Annotated in this window: 11 protein-coding genes; 6 read left to right on the top strand and 5 right to left on the bottom strand. The window is 73.4% G+C overall.

The window, feature by feature from the left end; translation table 11 throughout:
• Nucleotides 1–94 precede the first annotated feature (94 nt).
• Nucleotides 95–1,135: an ABC transporter substrate-binding protein gene (locus tag ACWCRA_RS22095; RefSeq protein ID WP_351553579.1), complete on the bottom strand. Its 1,041-nt coding sequence runs from the start codon at nucleotides 1,133–1,135 to the stop codon at nucleotides 95–97.
• A 357-nt stretch (nucleotides 1,136–1,492) separates the two neighbouring features.
• Here ACWCRA_RS22095 and ACWCRA_RS22090 point away from each other — a divergent pair, with 357 nt between their 5' ends.
• Nucleotides 1,493–2,422: a TauD/TfdA family dioxygenase gene (locus tag ACWCRA_RS22090; protein WP_451068395.1), complete on the top strand. Its 930-nt coding sequence runs from the start codon at nucleotides 1,493–1,495 to the stop codon at nucleotides 2,420–2,422.
• 36 nt (nucleotides 2,423–2,458) lie between these two features.
• On the opposite strand, the gene ACWCRA_RS22085 is transcribed toward ACWCRA_RS22090, so the two are convergent.
• Genes ACWCRA_RS22085 through ACWCRA_RS22075 form a run of 3 tightly spaced genes read right to left on the bottom strand, consistent with a single transcriptional unit; the run spans nucleotide 2,459 to nucleotide 5,270 of the window.
• Nucleotides 2,459–3,094: a LutC/YkgG family protein gene (locus ACWCRA_RS22085; RefSeq protein ID WP_351553585.1), complete on the bottom strand. Its 636-nt coding sequence runs from the start codon at nucleotides 3,092–3,094 to the stop codon at nucleotides 2,459–2,461.
• Nucleotides 3,091–4,515, bottom strand: a complete 1,425-nt coding sequence (locus ACWCRA_RS22080; protein WP_451068394.1) for a LutB/LldF family L-lactate oxidation iron-sulfur protein — start codon at nucleotides 4,513–4,515, stop codon at nucleotides 3,091–3,093. The genes ACWCRA_RS22085 and ACWCRA_RS22080 overlap by 4 nt, the downstream gene beginning before the upstream one ends.
• Complete coding sequence (locus ACWCRA_RS22075) at nucleotides 4,512–5,270, bottom strand: (Fe-S)-binding protein (RefSeq protein ID WP_451068393.1); 759 nt, start codon at nucleotides 5,268–5,270, stop codon at nucleotides 4,512–4,514. The genes ACWCRA_RS22080 and ACWCRA_RS22075 overlap by 4 nt, the downstream gene beginning before the upstream one ends.
• Before the next feature lie 248 nt (nucleotides 5,271–5,518).
• On the opposite strand from ACWCRA_RS22075, the gene ACWCRA_RS22070 reads away from it, so the two are divergent.
• Nucleotides 5,519–7,621, top strand: coding sequence for a restriction endonuclease (locus tag ACWCRA_RS22070; protein ID WP_451068392.1), 2,103 nt, complete (start codon nucleotides 5,519–5,521; stop codon nucleotides 7,619–7,621).
• 54 nt (nucleotides 7,622–7,675) lie between these two features.
• Here ACWCRA_RS22070 and ectB read toward each other — a convergent pair whose 3' ends face one another.
• Entirely contained in the window at nucleotides 7,676–8,944 is a 1,269-nt protein-coding gene (gene ectB, locus ACWCRA_RS22065) for a diaminobutyrate--2-oxoglutarate transaminase (protein WP_351553596.1), read from the bottom strand.
• 488 nt (nucleotides 8,945–9,432) lie between these two features.
• Here ectB and ACWCRA_RS22060 point away from each other — a divergent pair, with 488 nt between their 5' ends.
• The 4 genes from ACWCRA_RS22060 to ACWCRA_RS22045 all read left to right on the top strand — a co-directional run bounded on the left by ACWCRA_RS22060 (nucleotide 9,433) and on the right by ACWCRA_RS22045 (nucleotide 16,625).
• Complete coding sequence (locus ACWCRA_RS22060; RefSeq protein ID WP_451068391.1) at nucleotides 9,433–13,473, top strand: non-ribosomal peptide synthetase; 4,041 nt, start codon at nucleotides 9,433–9,435, stop codon at nucleotides 13,471–13,473.
• A 53-nt stretch (nucleotides 13,474–13,526) separates the two neighbouring features.
• Complete coding sequence (locus ACWCRA_RS22055) at nucleotides 13,527–14,498, top strand: ornithine carbamoyltransferase (protein WP_351553601.1); 972 nt, start codon at nucleotides 13,527–13,529, stop codon at nucleotides 14,496–14,498.
• Between the two features lie 292 nt (nucleotides 14,499–14,790).
• The gene (locus ACWCRA_RS22050; protein ID WP_451068390.1) at nucleotides 14,791–16,383 is read left to right on the top strand and encodes a hypothetical protein; all 1,593 of its coding nucleotides are present in this window, start codon (nucleotides 14,791–14,793) and stop codon (nucleotides 16,381–16,383) included.
• A gap of 14 nt (nucleotides 16,384–16,397) precedes the next feature.
• Nucleotides 16,398–16,625 (top strand): acyl carrier protein, encoded by a 228-nt coding sequence (locus tag ACWCRA_RS22045; RefSeq protein WP_351553607.1) that lies wholly within the window; start codon nucleotides 16,398–16,400, stop codon nucleotides 16,623–16,625.

Raw genomic sequence — 16,625 nt, 5'->3', positions numbered from 1 at the left:
GAGCGGGCTCCGACGGGGTGCCCGCGCGTCGCGGGGCCGGCCGCACCCCCGGGCACCCCCAACTGCAACCCCACCCCCCACCCCCAACCCCGGCCTACTTCTTCAGCACCTTCGCGAGCAGCGGCACCAACCCCTCCACCGCGTACGGAATGCTCAGCACCGACGCGCTGGACAGCGCCAACCCCACCGACGGGTCGTCCGGAAAGACCAGCCGGTTCTCGCGCGCCGCCTTCATCGCGGCCACCTGCGGGTACTGCTTCAGGGTCTGCTTCAGCGGCAACTGCTGCTGGCTCAGCAGAATCACCACATCCGCCTCCGCGTCCCCGGTCTTCTCCGCCGACAGCTCGGCGAAGTACGTCTCCCGCCCCAGGCTCTCGACGTACGCCGACGGCTTCAGCCCGAGCGCCGTGGCCAACTGCATCCGGGTGTCCCCGGCCGTGTACACCCCGATCTTGCCGCCGAAGGCGAGCAGGATGGAGACGGTCTTCCCGGCGAACTCGGGGTGGCTCCTCGCCGTGGACTCCAGCAGCGCCTCGGTGTCCTTCACCAGCTTCTCCCCCTGCTCGGCGCGCCCCACGGCGGTCGCGATCAGCTTGGTGGAGTCCCGCCACGGCACCGCGTTGGGCGTGGCCCCCTTGGGCAGCCCCACGGTGGTGGTGATCCCCGTGAGGGTCGTGTACTCGGTCTGGTCGCCGCCGGACTGGACATTGACGATGAGGTCGGGGTTGAGCGAGGCCACCTGCTCGAAGTCGAACGGCGGCTTGAGGAAGGCGGGCGTCTTCCCGTCGAGGGGCTTCTCGGCCCACGCCCCGACCCCGCGCTTCATGGTCGGGATGAACTGCCACACGCCGACCGGGACGATGCCGAGGGCCAGCAGCACATCGTGGTCGGTGCGCCCCAGCGAGAGCACCCGCTCCGGCTTCTTGTCGATCTTCACCGTGCCGAACTTGTCCTCGACCGTGACGGGGAAGGCGCCGGAGCCCCCGGTGTCCTTGCCGGAGTCCCCGGTGGACCCCGTGTCCTTGGAGTCGTCCTTGCCGCAGGCGGCGAGGAGCGCGGACGAGCCGAGCACCGCGCCCAGCGAGAGCAGTCCGCGTCGGCTCAGCGAACGCCCGTGGTTGGTGGGTGTGTTCATGGTTCGGCCCTGTCTGTGAGGTGAGGAGTGGTGGGGCGGCGACCGCACCCTAGTCAGGCAAGGCTCACCTTGGCAAAGCGGCTCGATGTATTCCCTTTATGCCTGACAAGACATCAGGAAACAGTCGATGACGGTCTCTTGACTGCTCACGCTGCCGGGCGGGGCTGCCCCTTGAGGTCTCTACTTAGGTTAGGCTAACTTTGCTCGTGGCGGGTTGAGTTGGGCGGTGCCCGGAGCTCGGGACACCACCGCGACGCTCCGCGCCGTACGCCCCGCTTTCCGTTTCCCCGCAGGCGGGTCAAGGAAGACACCGCTGACGGATCGGTGACCGCACCGACGCGACAGGAGAACACGCTGATGGCTGGCTCGACGATCCCCTGGACCATCGAAGGAGACGGGGGGCTGGCCTCCGAGGCCATCCGCCAGGACCGAGCGAACCTCCGGGACCGGCTGTACGAGCACGGTGCCCTGCTTCTGCGGGGCTTCGACGTCGGCGGAGTGGACGGCTTCGAGGCCGTGGTGCGCGAGCTGTCCGGCGCACCGCTGACGTACACGGAACAGTCCTCGCCCCGTAGCGTCATCAAGGGCAAGGTCTACACATCGACGGAGTATCCCGCGCAGGCCGAGATACCGCTGCACAATGAGATGTCCTACCAGGCCAGCTGGCCCCTGGTGCTCTACTTCCACTGCGTCGAGCCGCCGCTGACCCTGGGCGCCACCCCGCTGGCCTCCACCCGCGCGGTGTACGACCTGATCGACCCCTCGGTGCGCGAGGAGTTCGTCCGGCGCAAGTGGATGGTGGTGCGCAACTACCGGGACGACATCGGACTCCGCTGGTGGCAGGCGTTCAACACCGAGAGCCGCGAGGAGGTCGAGCGGCTCTGCGCGGCCGGCGGCCTCGAGGCCGAGTGGATCGGCAGCTCCGGCCTGCGGACCCGCGCGGTCCGTGAACCGGTCCACACCCACCCCGTCACGGGCGAAACCGTCTGGTTCAACCACGTGGTGATCTTCCATGTGAGCAGCCTCCCCGCGCACACCCGCAGCGGACTGCTGGACATCTGCGGGGAGGACGGGCTGCCCAACAACACCTACTACGGCGACGGCGAGCCGATCCCGGACGAGGTCACCGACCATCTGCGCGACTGCTACCGCCAGGCGTCGGTCCGCTTCGACTACCACCGCGACGATCTGCTCGTGGTCGACAACATGCTGGTCTCCCACGGACGGGAGCCGTTCACCGGACCCCGCAAGATCGCCGTGGCGATGGGCGAGGCCTCCGACGCCTGAGCCGCGACCGGGTGACGGGACGCGGCCCGCGCCCCGTCACCCGGCGGTGAGCAGCACCGCGTGCAGGGTGCGCGGGCCGTGCACGCCCTCCACCCGGTCGAGTTCGATGTCACTGGTGGCCGAGGGGCCGGAGATCCAGGTCAGCGGGCGGGCCGGGTCGAGGAGCGGCAGGGCGTGCGGTACCGAGGCGACGACCTGCTCCGGGGCCCGCACGACACAGATGTGCAGATCCGGTACGAGGGTCAGGGCGCGCCGGCCCTGACCCGGGCCCGCGTCCAGGACGATCGTGCCGGTCTCGGCGATGGCGAGGGCGCAGCCGGTCACCACGGCGTCCACGGCGTCCAGCTCCACCGCCGTCAGAGGCCCGTCGTCGGAGCGCCGTACGGCCGTGGTGGCCGAGAGCCAGCCGGCCGGCAGCCCCGGCGGCACGGCGACACTCCGCGCTCCGTGCCCGGCCAGCAGCCGGCCGATCAGGGCGGGCAGTTCGCCGGCGGTGCCGCGGTGCACCACCGCCCGGTAGTCGGCGAGGTTCCCGTGCAGCAGGTCCAGCAGGACGCCGGGGTCGTCGGGGGTGTGGCTCGCGAGGTAGTCGCGGGCGGCCTCCGGGACGTCCGGCGCGCCGGCGACCGCCTCGCGCACCCGGCCCAGCACCCGGTCGCGGGACGAGGTCATGAGCGGTTCCTCCTCCACCAGTCACGGAACGGTTCCCCGGGCATCTCGGGCAGTCCCCGGCTCGCCGTCCACTGCCGGGCGCCCGGGCCGGGCAGCCGCCGGGGGTGGAGTGCGCGGGTCCGGGCCGCCAGCCGTTCGCCGAGCCCCAGCGCGCCGGGGTGGTCCAGCAGCCAGCCCGCCGCCCGGACCGCCGCCCGCTCCAGCCGGTGGCCGCCGCCGCCCCGCTCGGCGACCCGCTCCCGCAGATGCACCAGGACCTCGGGGATGTCGATGGCGACCGGGCACACCTCGTAACAGGCCCCGCAGAGCGAGGAGGCGTACGGCAGCGAGGCGTCCACCTCACTGCCGATCCCCCGGAGCTGCGGGGTGAGGATCGCGCCGATCGGCCCCGGGTAGACCGAGCCGTACGCGTGCCCGCCGGCCCGCTCGTACACCGGGCAGACATTGAGACAGGCCGAGCAGCGGATGCAGCGCAGCGCCTGGCGGCCCACCTCGTCGGCGAGGACGCCGGTGCGGCCGTTGTCGAGCAGCACCAGATGGAAGGCGCGCGGCCCGTCCTCGCCGGTGGTCCCGGTCCACATGCTCGTGTACGGGTTCATCCGCTCGGCCGTCGACGAGCGGGGCAGCGTCTGGAGGAAGACCTCCAGATCCCGCCAGGTCGGCACCACCTTCTCCAGACCGACGACGGAGATCAGTGTCTCCGGGAGGGTCAGGCACATCCGGCCGTTGCCCTCCGACTCGACCACCACCAGGGTGCCGGTCTCGGCGACCATGAAGTTGGCGCCCGAGATCCCGACCCTCGCCCGCAGGAACTTCTCCCGCAGATGCAGCCGGGCCGCCTCCGCCAGCTCCCCGGGCGCGTCGCCGAGCCCCTCGGGTGCCGCCCTGCCCCAGCGGCCCATCTCCCGGCGGAAGATGTCACGGATCTCGCCCCGGTTGCGGTGGATCGCGGGGACCAGGATGTGCGACGGCCGGTCCTCGCCCAACTGGACGATCAGCTCGGCGAGATCCGTCTCGTACGCGGAGATGCCCTCGGCCTCCAGCGCCTCGTTCAGCCCGATCTCCTGGGTGGCCATCGACTTGACCTTGACGACCTCCCGCTCCCCGGTCGCCCGCACCAGCCCGGTGACGATCCGGTTGGCCTCCGCCGCGTCCGCGGCCCAGTGCACCGTGCCCCCGGCGGCGGTGACCGCCGACTCCAGCTGCTCCAGATAGCGGTCGAGATACCGCAGCGTGTGGTCCTTGATCTGCTTGCCCGCCTCGCGCAGCCCCTCCCAGTCGGAGAGTTCGGCGACGGCGCGCGAGCGCTTGTCGCGGATGGTGTGGGTGGCGTGGCGCAGATTGGCGCGGAGTGTCTCATTGCCCACGGCCTCCTCCGCGGCCCGGGGGAACGACGGCATCCCGAGGAAGGTCCCGCTCATACCAGTGGCTCCTCTTCGGTGCTCGCCAGGATCTCGGCGAGGTGCAGCACCCGCCGCGGGCCGGCCCCGGGCGGCCCCGACCCGTGGCGCAGCAGGCCGTCGAGATGCAGCAGACAGGAGGTGTCCGCGCCGCAGAGCACCCGCGCGCCGGTGGAGCGCGCCGCGCGGAGTTTGTCGGTCCCCATCGCCACCGACACATGGGGGTTCTTGACGGCGAAGGTCCCGCCGAAGCCGCAGCACTCCTCGGCGCCCGGCAGCTCGGCCAGCTCCAGCCCCCGCACCGCCTCCAGCAGCCGGCGGGGCCGCTCGCCCAGACGGAGCGTCCGCAGACCGTGACAGGACGGGTGGTAGGTGACGGTGTGCGGGAACCAGGCGCCCACATCCGTCACCCCCAGCACGTCCACCAGGAACTCGGTCAGCTCCAGGACGCGGGGGGCGAGCGTCCGCGCGATCCGCGCCAGCCCCGGGTCGCCGCCGCGGCGGGCGACACGCGGGTAGTTGTCCCGCACCATCGCGACACACGACCCGGAGGGCACCACCACATGGTCGTATCCGGCGAAGACCCGGCCCATGCGGCGCATCAGCGGCTCGGTCTCGCGCCGGTAGCCGGTGTTGTACTGGGGCTGTCCGCAGCAGGTCTGACCGGGCGGGAAGTCCACCTCCACACCGAGCCGTTCGAGGAGCCGCACCGTGGCGACCGCGGCGGAGGGCCGGACCGCGTCGTTGACACAGGTGGCGAAGAGAGCGACCCGCATGGCGGTTCTCCTTCGGGGCCGAGGTCGGGCCGGGCGGCAGCCGCCTCCCGGGAGTGGGGAACCGCGAGGAGTGTAGTGGCGCGGGCGCCCGGTGTCCGCGACCCGGCCGCACGGCCCGGCGGAAAGCGCCCCCCGGGTCCGGCCGCAACCGGCACCGGTGCACGGGGTGAGCCGCCCCGTAGCAGGTCCGTAGACTGTCGGCTCCGGTGCGATGCGGGCCGTGCGGCCCGGGGGGAGGGGAGCGCGGAATGAGTCGTCGCTCCAGTGGACTGATCGGGGCCTGGGCGGAGGCCCAGCGACGGCAGCAGCGCGAGCAGGAGGCCCGGACACGGGCCTTCGCGCGGGCGCAGCGGGAGCAGGAACAGCGGCAGCGGGCACACCAGCGGGACATGGCGCGGCTCCACCGCGAGCAGCGGGCCGCGTACAAGCAGCGCCGCGAGGCGGACGCCAGGGCGCGGACGGAGGAACTGGAGACGAGGGTCGCGGCGCTGACCGGGCTGCTGGCCGCCGGATGCCGGGGGACGGCCTTCCGGACGGCGCTGCTGGCCCGCGCCGAGGACATCGAGCCCTTCGCGCCCGGCCGGCTGGCGTACCCGGTTCCCCTCCCCGACCCGAACGGATACCGGACCCAGGGCGGCTGGTCCGCCTCCCGGCGGAGCCAGGCCGAGGAGGCGCAGGCGCGCTACCAGCACGATCTGCACCGGGCCCGGGCCGCCGAGGCACAGCGACAGCGCCAACTGGCCGAGTACCGGAGGCAGTACGACGCCTGGGCGGACGCCCGCCGCGCCGAGATCCGGGGCCACAACGCGTCCATCGCCCGGATGGCCGCCGCCCTGCGCGCGGGGGACCCCGACACCGTCGTGGAGTACTTCTCCGCCGCGCTGTACGCCTCCACGATCTGGCCGGCGGAGCTGCCCCGCCGGGTCGAGGCCGCCTTCGACACGGGCGCCCGGCAGCTGGTGCTCAACTGGGAGCTGCCCGGCTTCGACGTGATACCCCGGACGAAGTCGGTCCGGTACGTGGCCTCCTCCGACGAGGACCGGGAGAGCCCCCGCCCGATGACCCGGCGCCGGGCGCTCTACCGCGACCTGGCCGCGCAGTGCGTCCTGCTGGTGCTGCGGGATCTCTTCGCGGCGGACGAGTTCGGGGTGCTGGAGTCGGTGGCCCTGAACGCCTTCGTGGACGATGTCGATCCGGCCACCGGGCAGCGGAGGAACCTGGTTCTCGGCACGGTGATGGCCGTCCGCGCCGAGTTCACCCGGCTCAATCTGGAGCAGGTGAGCGCGGTGGAGTGTCTGGAGGGCATGCGCGGACAGCTCTCCGCCCGCCCCGACCAGCGGGTGGCCGTACGGCCGGGCCGGGTACCGGAGGACGTCGGCGCCGGGGTCGTCTCGCACGGCGGGGGAGACGACCCCGATCTGCTGGAGATGGACCCGGTCGCCTTCGAGCATCTGATAGCCGAGCTGTTCCGGGCCCGGGGCATGCAGGCGGTGACCACCCAGCGCTCCAACGACGGCGGTGTCGACGTCGAGGCGTTCGATCCCGACCCGATCAGCGGCGGCCGGATCATCGTGCAGGTCAAGCGGTACCGCAACACCGTGCCGCCGAGCGCGGTCCGCGACCTCCACGGCACCGTGCAGGGCTCCGGCGCCAACAAGGGCGTGCTGGTCACCACGTCGGGCTTCGGCCCCGGCTCGTACACCTTCGCCAACGGCAAGCCGCTGACCCTGGTCTCCGGCCCCGAGCTGGTCGATCTGCTGGGCCGCCACGGGCTGCGCGGCCGGCTGGGGACGGCCGCGGCGCCCGCGCGGCGCCCCGGCGAGAGCGCCCCCACGGCCCCGACCGCCCCGCCCGCCGAGGCCGGTGAGGCCAATGTGCTGGGGATGACCTGGTCGGGGGAGGTGGCCCTCGATGTCTGCGCGCTGGTCTGCCGGGGCGGACAGGTGCTCGGCGACGAGTACTTCGTCTTCTTCAACAACGAGCGCACCCCCGACGGGGCGGTGCGCGCCGTGCCCGGCGCGGCGACGGGCGACCGGGCCGCGATCCGGGTGGTCTTCGACGGGCTGCCGGAGCGGGCCGACCGGCTGGTGATCGCGGCGGCCGTCGACCCCGGGGCCGATCCCGGTGCGGACCTCTCCGGGTTCACCCGGGCCGGCATCGTCCTGCGGGACGCGGCCGGCACCGAACTGGACCGGCTCGTCGTCTCGGAGGGCCGGGCCGGGGAGACCGCCCTGGTGCTCGGCTCCTTCCGGCGCCGCGCCAACGGCGACTGGGAGTTCGTGATGGGCGGCAAGGGGTACCCGGGCGGGCTGGAGGCCCTGGTCCGCGAGCACGGCATCGACGTCGCCTGAACGGTCCGCCCGCTCGGTGCGCCGGAGCCCCGCCGCCGGCCGCGCGCCGGGCCCTCACAGGGACTCCCGGACCGCGCGGGCGAGAATGCTCAGCCCCTCGTCCAGCTCGTCGGCGCTCGCCGTGAGCGGCGGGAGGAGTTTCACCACCTCGCCCAGGGTGCCGGAGGTCTCCACCAGCAGCCCCAGGGCGAAGGCCCGCCGGGCCACCCTCGCGGCGAGCGGCTTGTCCGCGCACTCCAGCCCCCACGCCAGACCGCGGCCCCGGCACTCCGCCACCGCCTGCGGGTGCTCCGCGGCGATGGCCCGGAGCCGGGACTCCACCAACTGCCCCCGCGCGCGGGTGTGCCGCTCCATCTGGCCGTCCGCCCAGTAGGCGTCCAGCGCGGCGGTGGCGGTGACGAAGGCGGGATTGTTGCCGCGGAAGGTCCCGTTGTGCTCGCCGGGCTCCCAGATGTCGAGCGCGGGGGTGAACAGGCACAGGGCCATCGGCAGCCCGTAGCCGCTGATCGACTTGGAGAGCGTGACGATGTCCGGGACGATCCCGGCCTCCTCGAAGGAGAAGAAGGCGCCGGTACGGCCGCACCCCATCTGGACATCGTCGACGATCAGAAGCATGTCCTGCCCCCGGCACAGCTCCGCGAGGGCGCGCAGCCACCCGGGCCGGGCGACATTGACACCGCCCTCGCCCTGGACGGTCTCGACGATGACGGCGGCGGGCCGGTCGAATCCGGAGCCCGGGTCCTCCAGCAGGCGTTCGAACCAGAGGAAGTCGGGGGCCCGGCCGTCCAGATAGCGGTCGAAGGGCATGGGTGTCCCGTGGACGAGCGGCACCCCGGCCCCGGCGCGCTTGAAGGCGCTGCCCGTGACGGCCAGCGAACCCAGGGACATGCCGTGGAAGGAGTTGGTGAACGACACGACCGTCCCGCGGCCCTTCACCTTGCGGGCGAGTTTCAGCGCGGCCTCGACGGCGTTGGTGCCGGTGGGGCCGGGGAACATCACCTTGTAGGGCAGGTCGCGCGGGCGCAGGACCAGGTTCTCGAAGGCGCGCAGGAAGCCGCGTTTGGCGGTGGTGGCCATGTCCAGGCCATGGGTGATGCCGTCCCGCTCCAGATAGTCGAGCAGGGCGCGCTTGAGCACCGGGTTGTTGTGGCCGTAGTTCAGCGAACCGGCTCCGGCGAAGAAGTCCAGATAGCGTCCGCCGTCCTCGTCGAACAGCTCACTCCCCTGGGCGCGGTCGAAGACCACGGGCCAGCCGCGGCAGTAACTGCGCACCTCCGACTCCAGCGTCTCGAAAACACTCAGATCGGGCTGGACCATGGTCATGTGCGCTCCCGGAAGGTGAAGAGGTGGCTCTCGGGACGGTTCTCGGTGCAGGGCGCGTCGAAGCGCCGGGCAGAGGTCTCACGCGCATGTTCCGGTACACCCGGGAACGGGACTCTGGGAAGTCCGGTCGGGTCACTGGCCGGGAGCGGGAGAGAAGAGGATAAAGGTGCCCGCCTGAGCGGACAGCGCACACCAGGAGTTTAGGTCCCGCACTGGCGTCGCTGTCAACATCCCCGCGCCATCCGATGTCCGCGCCGAAAGGGAATGAGGGCTTGCGCGGTGCCGGCATTCTCTGTCTAATGGCCGGGCATCCACGAAAGCACCGAGTGAATCCCTCGTGCCGTGTGATGGCGCCGCCGGACACCCCGCCGGCCGGACCGGGGTGCGGGACGCCCGGTCAGCACACCCCCTTCCTTCCCTTCCTCCTTCTTTTTTCCCCGTGCCGCCCCGGCACACCGTCTCCAGCGACGCCATCGGAGGCACACCCCATGAGCGAAACGGACCGTGAACCGATAGCGGCCAATCAGCTGCGGCTGTGGATTCACCAGGAATTCGACCTCGGCTCCAACGCCTACAACATCACCCGCTCGCTGCGGCTGCGCGGCCCGCTGGACGCACCGGCGCTGATCGGCGCCGTGAACGCGCTGGTGGAGCGGCACGAGATGCTCCGCACGACCTTCGCGGAGGAGGGGGACACGGTCCGGCTGCGGATCGCGGACCCGGCGCCCGTCCTCGCCGGTGTGACCGAGGTGCCGGGCACCGGCCCCGGAGACCGCGCGGAACTCCCGCCCGATGTGGAGGACGCCTGCCGGGCCTTCGCCCTCGCCCCCTTCGACCTGCGCGCCGAGCCGCCGTTCCGGGCCCGGCTGCTCCGCCTCGGCGACCGGGACCATCTGCTGCTGCTCGCGTTCCACCACATCGGCGTCGACGGCCACTCGCTGGGCGTCCTCGAACACGAACTGGCCGAGGCGTACGCCGCGCTCGCGGCGGCGGGGGTCTGGCACCCCGCCACCGCACCGGCCCCGTTCAGTGCATTCGCCCGCCACCAGCGGTCCGTCCTCACCGAGGAGACCGCCCAGCACCAGCTCCGCCACTGGCGCGAGGCGCTGCCCGCCGAACTCCCGCCCGTCTCGTTCCTCGCCACCAGCCCGCTCGGCGGCGGCGGAGCGGGCCCGGTGGCGGTCCACTCCGCCACCGTCCCCCGGGAAGCCGCCGACGCCCTCGCCGCGCTCGGCGCCGCCCATCAGCTCACCGCCTTCGGCGTCTTCCAGACGGCGGTGCAGATCCTGGCCCACCGCTACTCGGGCAGCCCCGACGCCGTACTCGCGACCACGACACTCAACCGGAAGGAGCCGCGGTTCGAGGGCTCCGTCGGCTTCTTCGTGAACACCGTGGCCCTGCACACCCCCCTCGGCGACAACCCCACCCTCGCCGAGGCCCTGGAGCGCGGCGGACGGACCCTGATCGGCGCGCTCTCCCACGACGATCTGCCCTTCGACCGGGTGGTGCGGGAACTCTCCCCGAGACCGCCCGGCGAGCGCGGAGCGCTCTTCCAGATCGCCGTCGAGACGCAGAGCGAACCGGCCGGACGGCCCCGGGGGTGGGGGGAACTCTCCGTGGAGGCCGGCGGCTTCGACGGCCACCCCGCCAAGCGCGCCCGCGGCGACCTCACCCTCAACCTTCTGCGCGGCGCCGGCGGCGGGCTGCGGCTCGTCACCGAGTACGACTCCGCCCTCTTCGACGAACGGTTCATCGACGGGCTGGCGCGCTCGCTGTTCACCCTGCTCGCCGAGGGCGCCCGCGCCCCCGGCACCCCGGTGTCGGACCTCCCGCTGCTGGACCGGGCGGCGGAGGCCGAACTGCGCACCCTCCGCTCCGCGCCCCCGCGCGGCGACACCTCCGTACCCATGAGCGACCTCGTCCGCTCCCTGGCCGTCCGGGAGGGCGACCGCACCGCCCTCACCGCGCCCGGCGAACGCGTCGGCTTCGCCGGGCTGACCGCGCGCGCCGAGGCCGTGGCCGAGGCGCTCATCGGCCGGGGCATCGCCCCGGGTGCCTTCATCGGCGTCGTCGCCGACCGGTCGGTCCACTCGGTCGTCGCCCTGCTCGGCGTCTGGCTGGCCCGCTGCGCGTACGTACCCCTCGATCCCCGCACGGGCCCGGAGCACCGGGACCACCTCCTCGACGACGCCGGGGTCCGGCAGGTGCTCGGACCTCCCGGGTTCGACGCCCGGGGCGCCGAGCTGATCGATGTCCGGGCGCTCCCGGCGACCCCGGCCCAGCGGGACGCGCCCGAGTCCCGCACCACCGCACCCGACGACATCGCCTACGCCATCTACACCTCCGGCACCACCGGGAAGCCCAAGGCCACCCTCGCGACCCACGCCAATCTGCTCCATCTGCGAGCCGGTCTCGGCGCGGCGTTCCAGGTGCCCGACTGGCGCCGCGAGACCGTCTCGCTGAACGGGCCGCTGGTCTTCGACGTCACCCTCCAGCAACTGCTGCCCCTGCTCGACGGGGCCACGGTCGCCATCGTCCCGGAGGAGACCCGGCTCGACCCCGACGCGATGATCCAGTACGTGGCGGACGCGGGGATCACCCTGCTCGACGTCACCCCGGGCCATCTCCGGCTGCTGGTCGAAGCCGGCCTGCTGGACCGCACGGACCTGCCGCTGCGCACGCTCATCACCGGCGGCGAGGCGCTTCCCGCGCCGCTGTGGGCCCCCCTCGCCGCCGGGCCGCTGCGGGTGTTCAACTGCTACGGGCCCACCGAGTGCACGGTCAACTCCACCGTCCAGGCCGTCGACGCGACCGCCGGGCGGCCCAGCATCGGGACCGAGGTCGCCGGAGTCTCGCTCTTCGTCGCCGACTCCCGGCGCCGGCTCGTCCCGTACGGCGCGACGGGCGAGCTGTACATCGCGGGCGGGGGCCTGGGGCCCGGCTATCTCGGCCGCCCCGCGCTCACCGCCGAACGCTTCGTCCACGCACCCTGGGGTCCGGACGGCGCCCCGCTGCGCGTCTACCGCACCGGGGACCGGGTCCGGCTGGCCAGGGGCGGCGTGGTGGAGCACCTCGGACGGCTGGACGACCAGGTCAAGATCCGGGGCAACCGGGTGGAGCCGGGCGAGGTGACCGCGGCCCTGCTGACCCACCCCCGGGTCGCCGCCGCCGTCACCCTCGCGGACGACAGCGACGGGCGCGGCGCCGTACTGCACTCCTTCGTCGTGGCCGCCGGTGAGGGCGCGGGACAGGAGGAGCTGAGGCGCCACCTCGGTGCCTGCCTGCCCGCCTACATGGTGCCCACCCGGATCATCCCCGTCCCCGCGCTGCCCGCCAACGCCGCCGGCAAGACCGACCGGACGGCCCTGCGCGCCCTGCTCGCCGCCCCCATCGCGCCGGACCCCGGCACGGAACCCACCGCCGCGACCACGGCCCCGGACGGGACCGAGCACCGGCTGACCGCGCTCTGGCGGGAGGTGCTCGGCCGGCCGGAACTCGGCCCCGACGCGCACTTCTTCGCCTCGGGCGGCCACTCCCTCCTCGCCGCCCGGCTGATCGCCCGGCTGCGGCGGGAGTTCGGCGCCGGGCTCACCCTGGCGGCCCTGCTGGAAGGCCCCACGCCCCGGGAGTTCGCCGCCCGGGTGCGCGCCGCGGCCGAGCCGGCGCCCGGGCGGGCGGGGGAGTGGCGCCATCTGATCGAGCTGAGCGCCGCACCCGACGACGAACCCGTCGTCTGCCTCCACCCGCTGGGCGGCGACGCCCTCGTCTACCAGGACCTGGTGGACGCCCTGCCCGTGCCCCGGCAGGTGTACGGAGTCTTCGACGGCCGCACCGACCCGCGCACCCTCGGCGGCTGGGCCTCCCCGGAGGAGATGATCCGGGCGTACGCGGCCGAGATCACCGGGGCCCTCGACGGGCGCCCCTGCCATATCACCGGGTGGTCACTGGGCGGGCTGATCGCCCACGGGGTGGCCCAGCGGCTGGAGGAGACCGGGGCGCGCGTCCGGTCCCTGACCATCTGGGACGCGGGATGCTCGCCCGTACGGTTCGCGCGCCCCGCCGAACCCGACTGGTCGGCCGGACCGCTCACCGTCCTCGCCACCCTCGCCCCGGAGGGCGTGCCGACGGCGCCGGCCGAGGCGAGGGACCGGTTCGGCGCGCGGTTCGCCACCCTGCCGGGACCGGATCTGGGCGAACGGATACTCCGCGCCGCCGACTCGCTGTGGGGCACGGAGGCGCGGGGCGAGCCCCGGGCGGTCGGCGACCGGGCGGTGCTGGCGTCCCTGCACAACTGGCTCTTCACGGGCTGGCGGCCCGGAACCGTCCGGGCCCCCGTCTCGGTGGTGTGGGCCGCCGACTCCCTCGCCAGGGGAGTGGTCGCCAAGACGGACTGGAGCCGCTACACCCGGGCGACCGCCCGCGCGTCCCAGGTGGACGGCACCCACTACTCGATCATGAAACGGCCCGTGGCCGGTCAACTGGCCGAGGCCCTGCTGCGGTTCGCCGACTCCTGCTCCCCCAGCCGCTGAGGCCCCCGCCGCGCCTCAGCCGCCCCCTGCCGAAACACCGTGGAGGTGCTGTCATGTACGACGCCGCTGACGAGACCCGCCGGGTCCCCCTGCTGAGCCTGACCGGTCTCGGCCCCGCGCGGACCGCCGCGCTCGGGGATCTGGCGCACAGGTTCGGAGCGTCGCCCGGGGAGTTCGCCGGAACGCTCGCCGGGACCCGGGTGGGGCTGCTCTTCACCGCGCCCTCCACCCGGACCAGGTCCTCCTTCTGGAGCGCCGCCACCACCCTGGGGTGCGACGTGCTGCATCTGGGCGCGGCGGACCTCCAGGTCACCACCGGCGAGACCTGGGGCGACACCGGCGCCATGTTCGCCCACTACCTGGACGCCGCCGTCGTGCGCACCAACGGCCCGCAGCGGGAGCTGGAGGAGCTGGCGTCCGGACTGGTGTCCACCGTCAACGCCCTCACCCACGAGGAGCATCCCACCCAGGCCATCGCCGACCTCTGCGCCCTGCGGGACCGGTTCGGCAGCGCCGAGAATCTGCGCCTCGCCTATCTGGGTCTGGTGAACAACACCGCGCGCTCGCTGGCCCATCTGGCGTGCGCGACACCGGGGATGGAGCTGGATGTCTACAGCCCCGGGGGCCAGGGCTTCCCCGAGGCGGAGACCGAGGCCCTGAACACCGGGGCGGGCCGGACCGCGGTGCGCCAGCACGACCGGATTCCCGGTGCTCCCCGGCCGGTGGACGCCCTCTACACGACCCGCTGGCAGTCGATGGGGGTGCCCAGCGCGGACCCGGAAGGGCAGCGGAACCTCTTCCTGCCCTTCGCCGTGACCCGCCGCACCATGGAGCGCTTCAGCGGGACCACCGAAGCCGTGTTCATGCACGATCTGCCCGCCATCCGCGAGCAGGAGGCGACCTCCGAGGTGCTCGACGGGCCGCTGTCGCTGGTCGCCCGGCAGGCGTACCACAAGACGTCCGCCGCCGCGGCGGCGCTGCTGTGGACGCTCGGCGCCGGCCCCGTGCTCCCGGCCGCGCGGTAGCGGTACGGCGTTCTCCCCGCGCGGGTGACGGTCCTCGGGCCGTCACCCGCGCTTTTCCATGACCGCGTAATACCGGGAGCGCCGGGCCGGATTCCCGGGTGTCCGGCCGGGTCACAGAGCCGGAAACCCGGGCCATAGCTGATCGATAGCGGCACGATAGGGGTTTCATGGAGGCACAGGCTAACGTCGCTGATGTTGGTCCGGGACAACCGGTCCAAGCCTTTCCGCACAATTCCCCTCCCTCTTTCTTTCGATGCGTTGTTTGATTCGAGGCACGCCAGGAGCCGGTCTTATGGAGAAAGCCGAAGAAGTGTCCGGAGCCCTATCGGTGTCCGTCGCGGCGACTTTCACCGTGGAACCGCTGCGGGAGCATCTCGCCGTATCCGGGCACGCGGTTTCCGCGGTTCCCTACGGCCAGCTGAACCGTCATCTCTGGAGCGGCGGGGACACGGGCGATGGCGCCCTGGTGGTACTGCTCCGGTGGGAGGACTGGCTCCGGTTCTCCCCGGGAACGACGGAGGGGAACGAGGGGGCCGCGGCGGGGAATGCCGACGAGGTCGCCGTCATGGCCGGGATGCTGGGCGAACTGTGCCGGGCCGTCGAGGCGTTCCGCTCGGCGTCCGGCGCCCGCACGCTGCTGGTCGTCTGCCCGCCGTCGGCCCGATGGCGGGCCAGGGACCGGGAACTCGCCCGGCTGGACGAGGAACTCGCCCGGTTCGCGCTGGAGTCGGGGGCCTTCGAGATCAGCTGGGCGAGCGGCTGGCCCACCGCGCTGCGCGAGGGAGAGGAGGAGGACCCGTTCTCGGACCGGATGGCGCACATTCCGTACGCGGACGAGTACTTCTCCGACCTCGCGTCGGGCATCGCCCGGTGGCTCGGCACAACACCGGGAACGGCAGCCGCGACAGCGCCCGGCGCGGCGGCGGACGACGGAGGGGAGCACGACGGGAACCAGGAGCCCGGAACACCCGGGGAAGGGCCCGCCACCGGCGGCACGCGCACCGTCGCGTCCGCGTGCGGCCCGCTCGACGGCCGTGTGCGCGCCGCGCTCACGGCAGGCCCCGACCGGCCGCCGGCGCACACGGCACTGGCTCCGGGCCGAGTGATGCGGCATCTGGCCGACCGGTCGGGTCCGCTGCGCGCCGCCGCGACCGCCGGGGTCCTGCTGGTCGACTGGGACGACCTGCTGCGGACCCCGCCCCGGCCGGACACGGCGCACGGCCTCGCGGAGGCGGCACGGGCCCTGGAACCCGTGGGAGCCGCTCTGGCGGAGGCGGTCCGCCGCTTCCGGGCCAAGGCTCCGGCTCCGCTGCTGATCGTCACCACCTGGTCCACCGGAACCGGAGCGGGAGCCCGGGAGAAAGAGGGTGCCGGAGCACCGATCGCCGGGCTGATGCGGACGCTCAGCGACACCCTGGCCGCCTCCCTCCACGGTCTGGAGGCCACGGAGGTCGTCTGTGTCCCCGGTCTCCCGGCCGGGCCCGGTACCGCCTCTCCCTCCGACCCGGAGCGCCTGCGGGCCGGGGCCGCTCTCACGGCGGCGGTGGCACGGGGGACCGGCCGGCCGGCGGACGCCCGCGACGCCGCCGGCCGGACCGTGATCGACGCGACGGGCCGCACGGCCCGCGAGATCAGCGGTCTCGTCGCCGAACAGCGGCGACGGGGCGGGGCCGTGGTGGCGTGCTCCCCGGAGCCGGGTGTCCATGGACCGCTGCGGGCCGTCTGGTCCCCGGCGGAGCTGGTGCTGACCCCGGAGCCGGTGGAGCGGGCGATCGCGGGCCTTCCGGGGACGGACACCACCGGCCCCGGAGCCGCCCCCGTCCGCCCCCGGGGCCAGGGCGTGCGACCGGCGCAACCGGCGCAACCTGCACAAAAAACGACATGAGGACGGACTCCGTTATGCAGCTGACCGAAGTGGTGGGCGAGGTGCTCGGTATCGACGCCGGCCGGGTGGACGACACCGCGCACCCGGGCGGCCTGGAGAACTGGGACAGCCTGCGCCATCTCCAGATCATCGTGCGGCTGGAGGAGGTCTACCGCGTCTCCTTCAGCCACGGCGAGCTGAGACGGCTCACCTCCGTCGGTGCCATCCGCGCCGTGCTCCACGGCAAGGGCGTACTCAACTGA

Source organism: Streptomyces sp. NPDC001889 (assembly GCF_053594535.1).
This window is presented reverse-complemented; position numbering and strand designations above follow the sequence as displayed.

What these genes read in the sequence shown, in the direction of transcription:
- ACWCRA_RS22095 (WP_351553579.1), bottom strand. Translation starts at nt 1,135, where the DNA reads ATGAACACACCCACCAACCACGGGCGTTCGCTGAGCCGACGCGGACTG.
- ACWCRA_RS22090 (WP_451068395.1), top strand. Translation starts at nt 1,493, where the DNA reads ATGGCTGGCTCGACGATCCCCTGGACCATCGAAGGAGACGGGGGGCTG.
- ACWCRA_RS22085 (WP_351553585.1), bottom strand. Translation starts at nt 3,094, where the DNA reads ATGACCTCGTCCCGCGACCGGGTGCTGGGCCGGGTGCGCGAGGCGGTC.
- ACWCRA_RS22080 (WP_451068394.1), bottom strand. Translation starts at nt 4,515, where the DNA reads ATGAGCGGGACCTTCCTCGGGATGCCGTCGTTCCCCCGGGCCGCGGAG.
- ACWCRA_RS22075 (WP_451068393.1), bottom strand. Translation starts at nt 5,270, where the DNA reads ATGCGGGTCGCTCTCTTCGCCACCTGTGTCAACGACGCGGTCCGGCCC.
- ACWCRA_RS22070 (WP_451068392.1), top strand. Translation starts at nt 5,519, where the DNA reads ATGAGTCGTCGCTCCAGTGGACTGATCGGGGCCTGGGCGGAGGCCCAG.
- ectB (WP_351553596.1), bottom strand. Translation starts at nt 8,944, where the DNA reads ATGACCATGGTCCAGCCCGATCTGAGTGTTTTCGAGACGCTGGAGTCG.
- ACWCRA_RS22060 (WP_451068391.1), top strand. Translation starts at nt 9,433, where the DNA reads ATGAGCGAAACGGACCGTGAACCGATAGCGGCCAATCAGCTGCGGCTG.
- ACWCRA_RS22055 (WP_351553601.1), top strand. Translation starts at nt 13,527, where the DNA reads ATGTACGACGCCGCTGACGAGACCCGCCGGGTCCCCCTGCTGAGCCTG.
- ACWCRA_RS22050 (WP_451068390.1), top strand. Translation starts at nt 14,791, where the DNA reads ATGGAGAAAGCCGAAGAAGTGTCCGGAGCCCTATCGGTGTCCGTCGCG.
- ACWCRA_RS22045 (WP_351553607.1), top strand. Translation starts at nt 16,398, where the DNA reads ATGCAGCTGACCGAAGTGGTGGGCGAGGTGCTCGGTATCGACGCCGGC.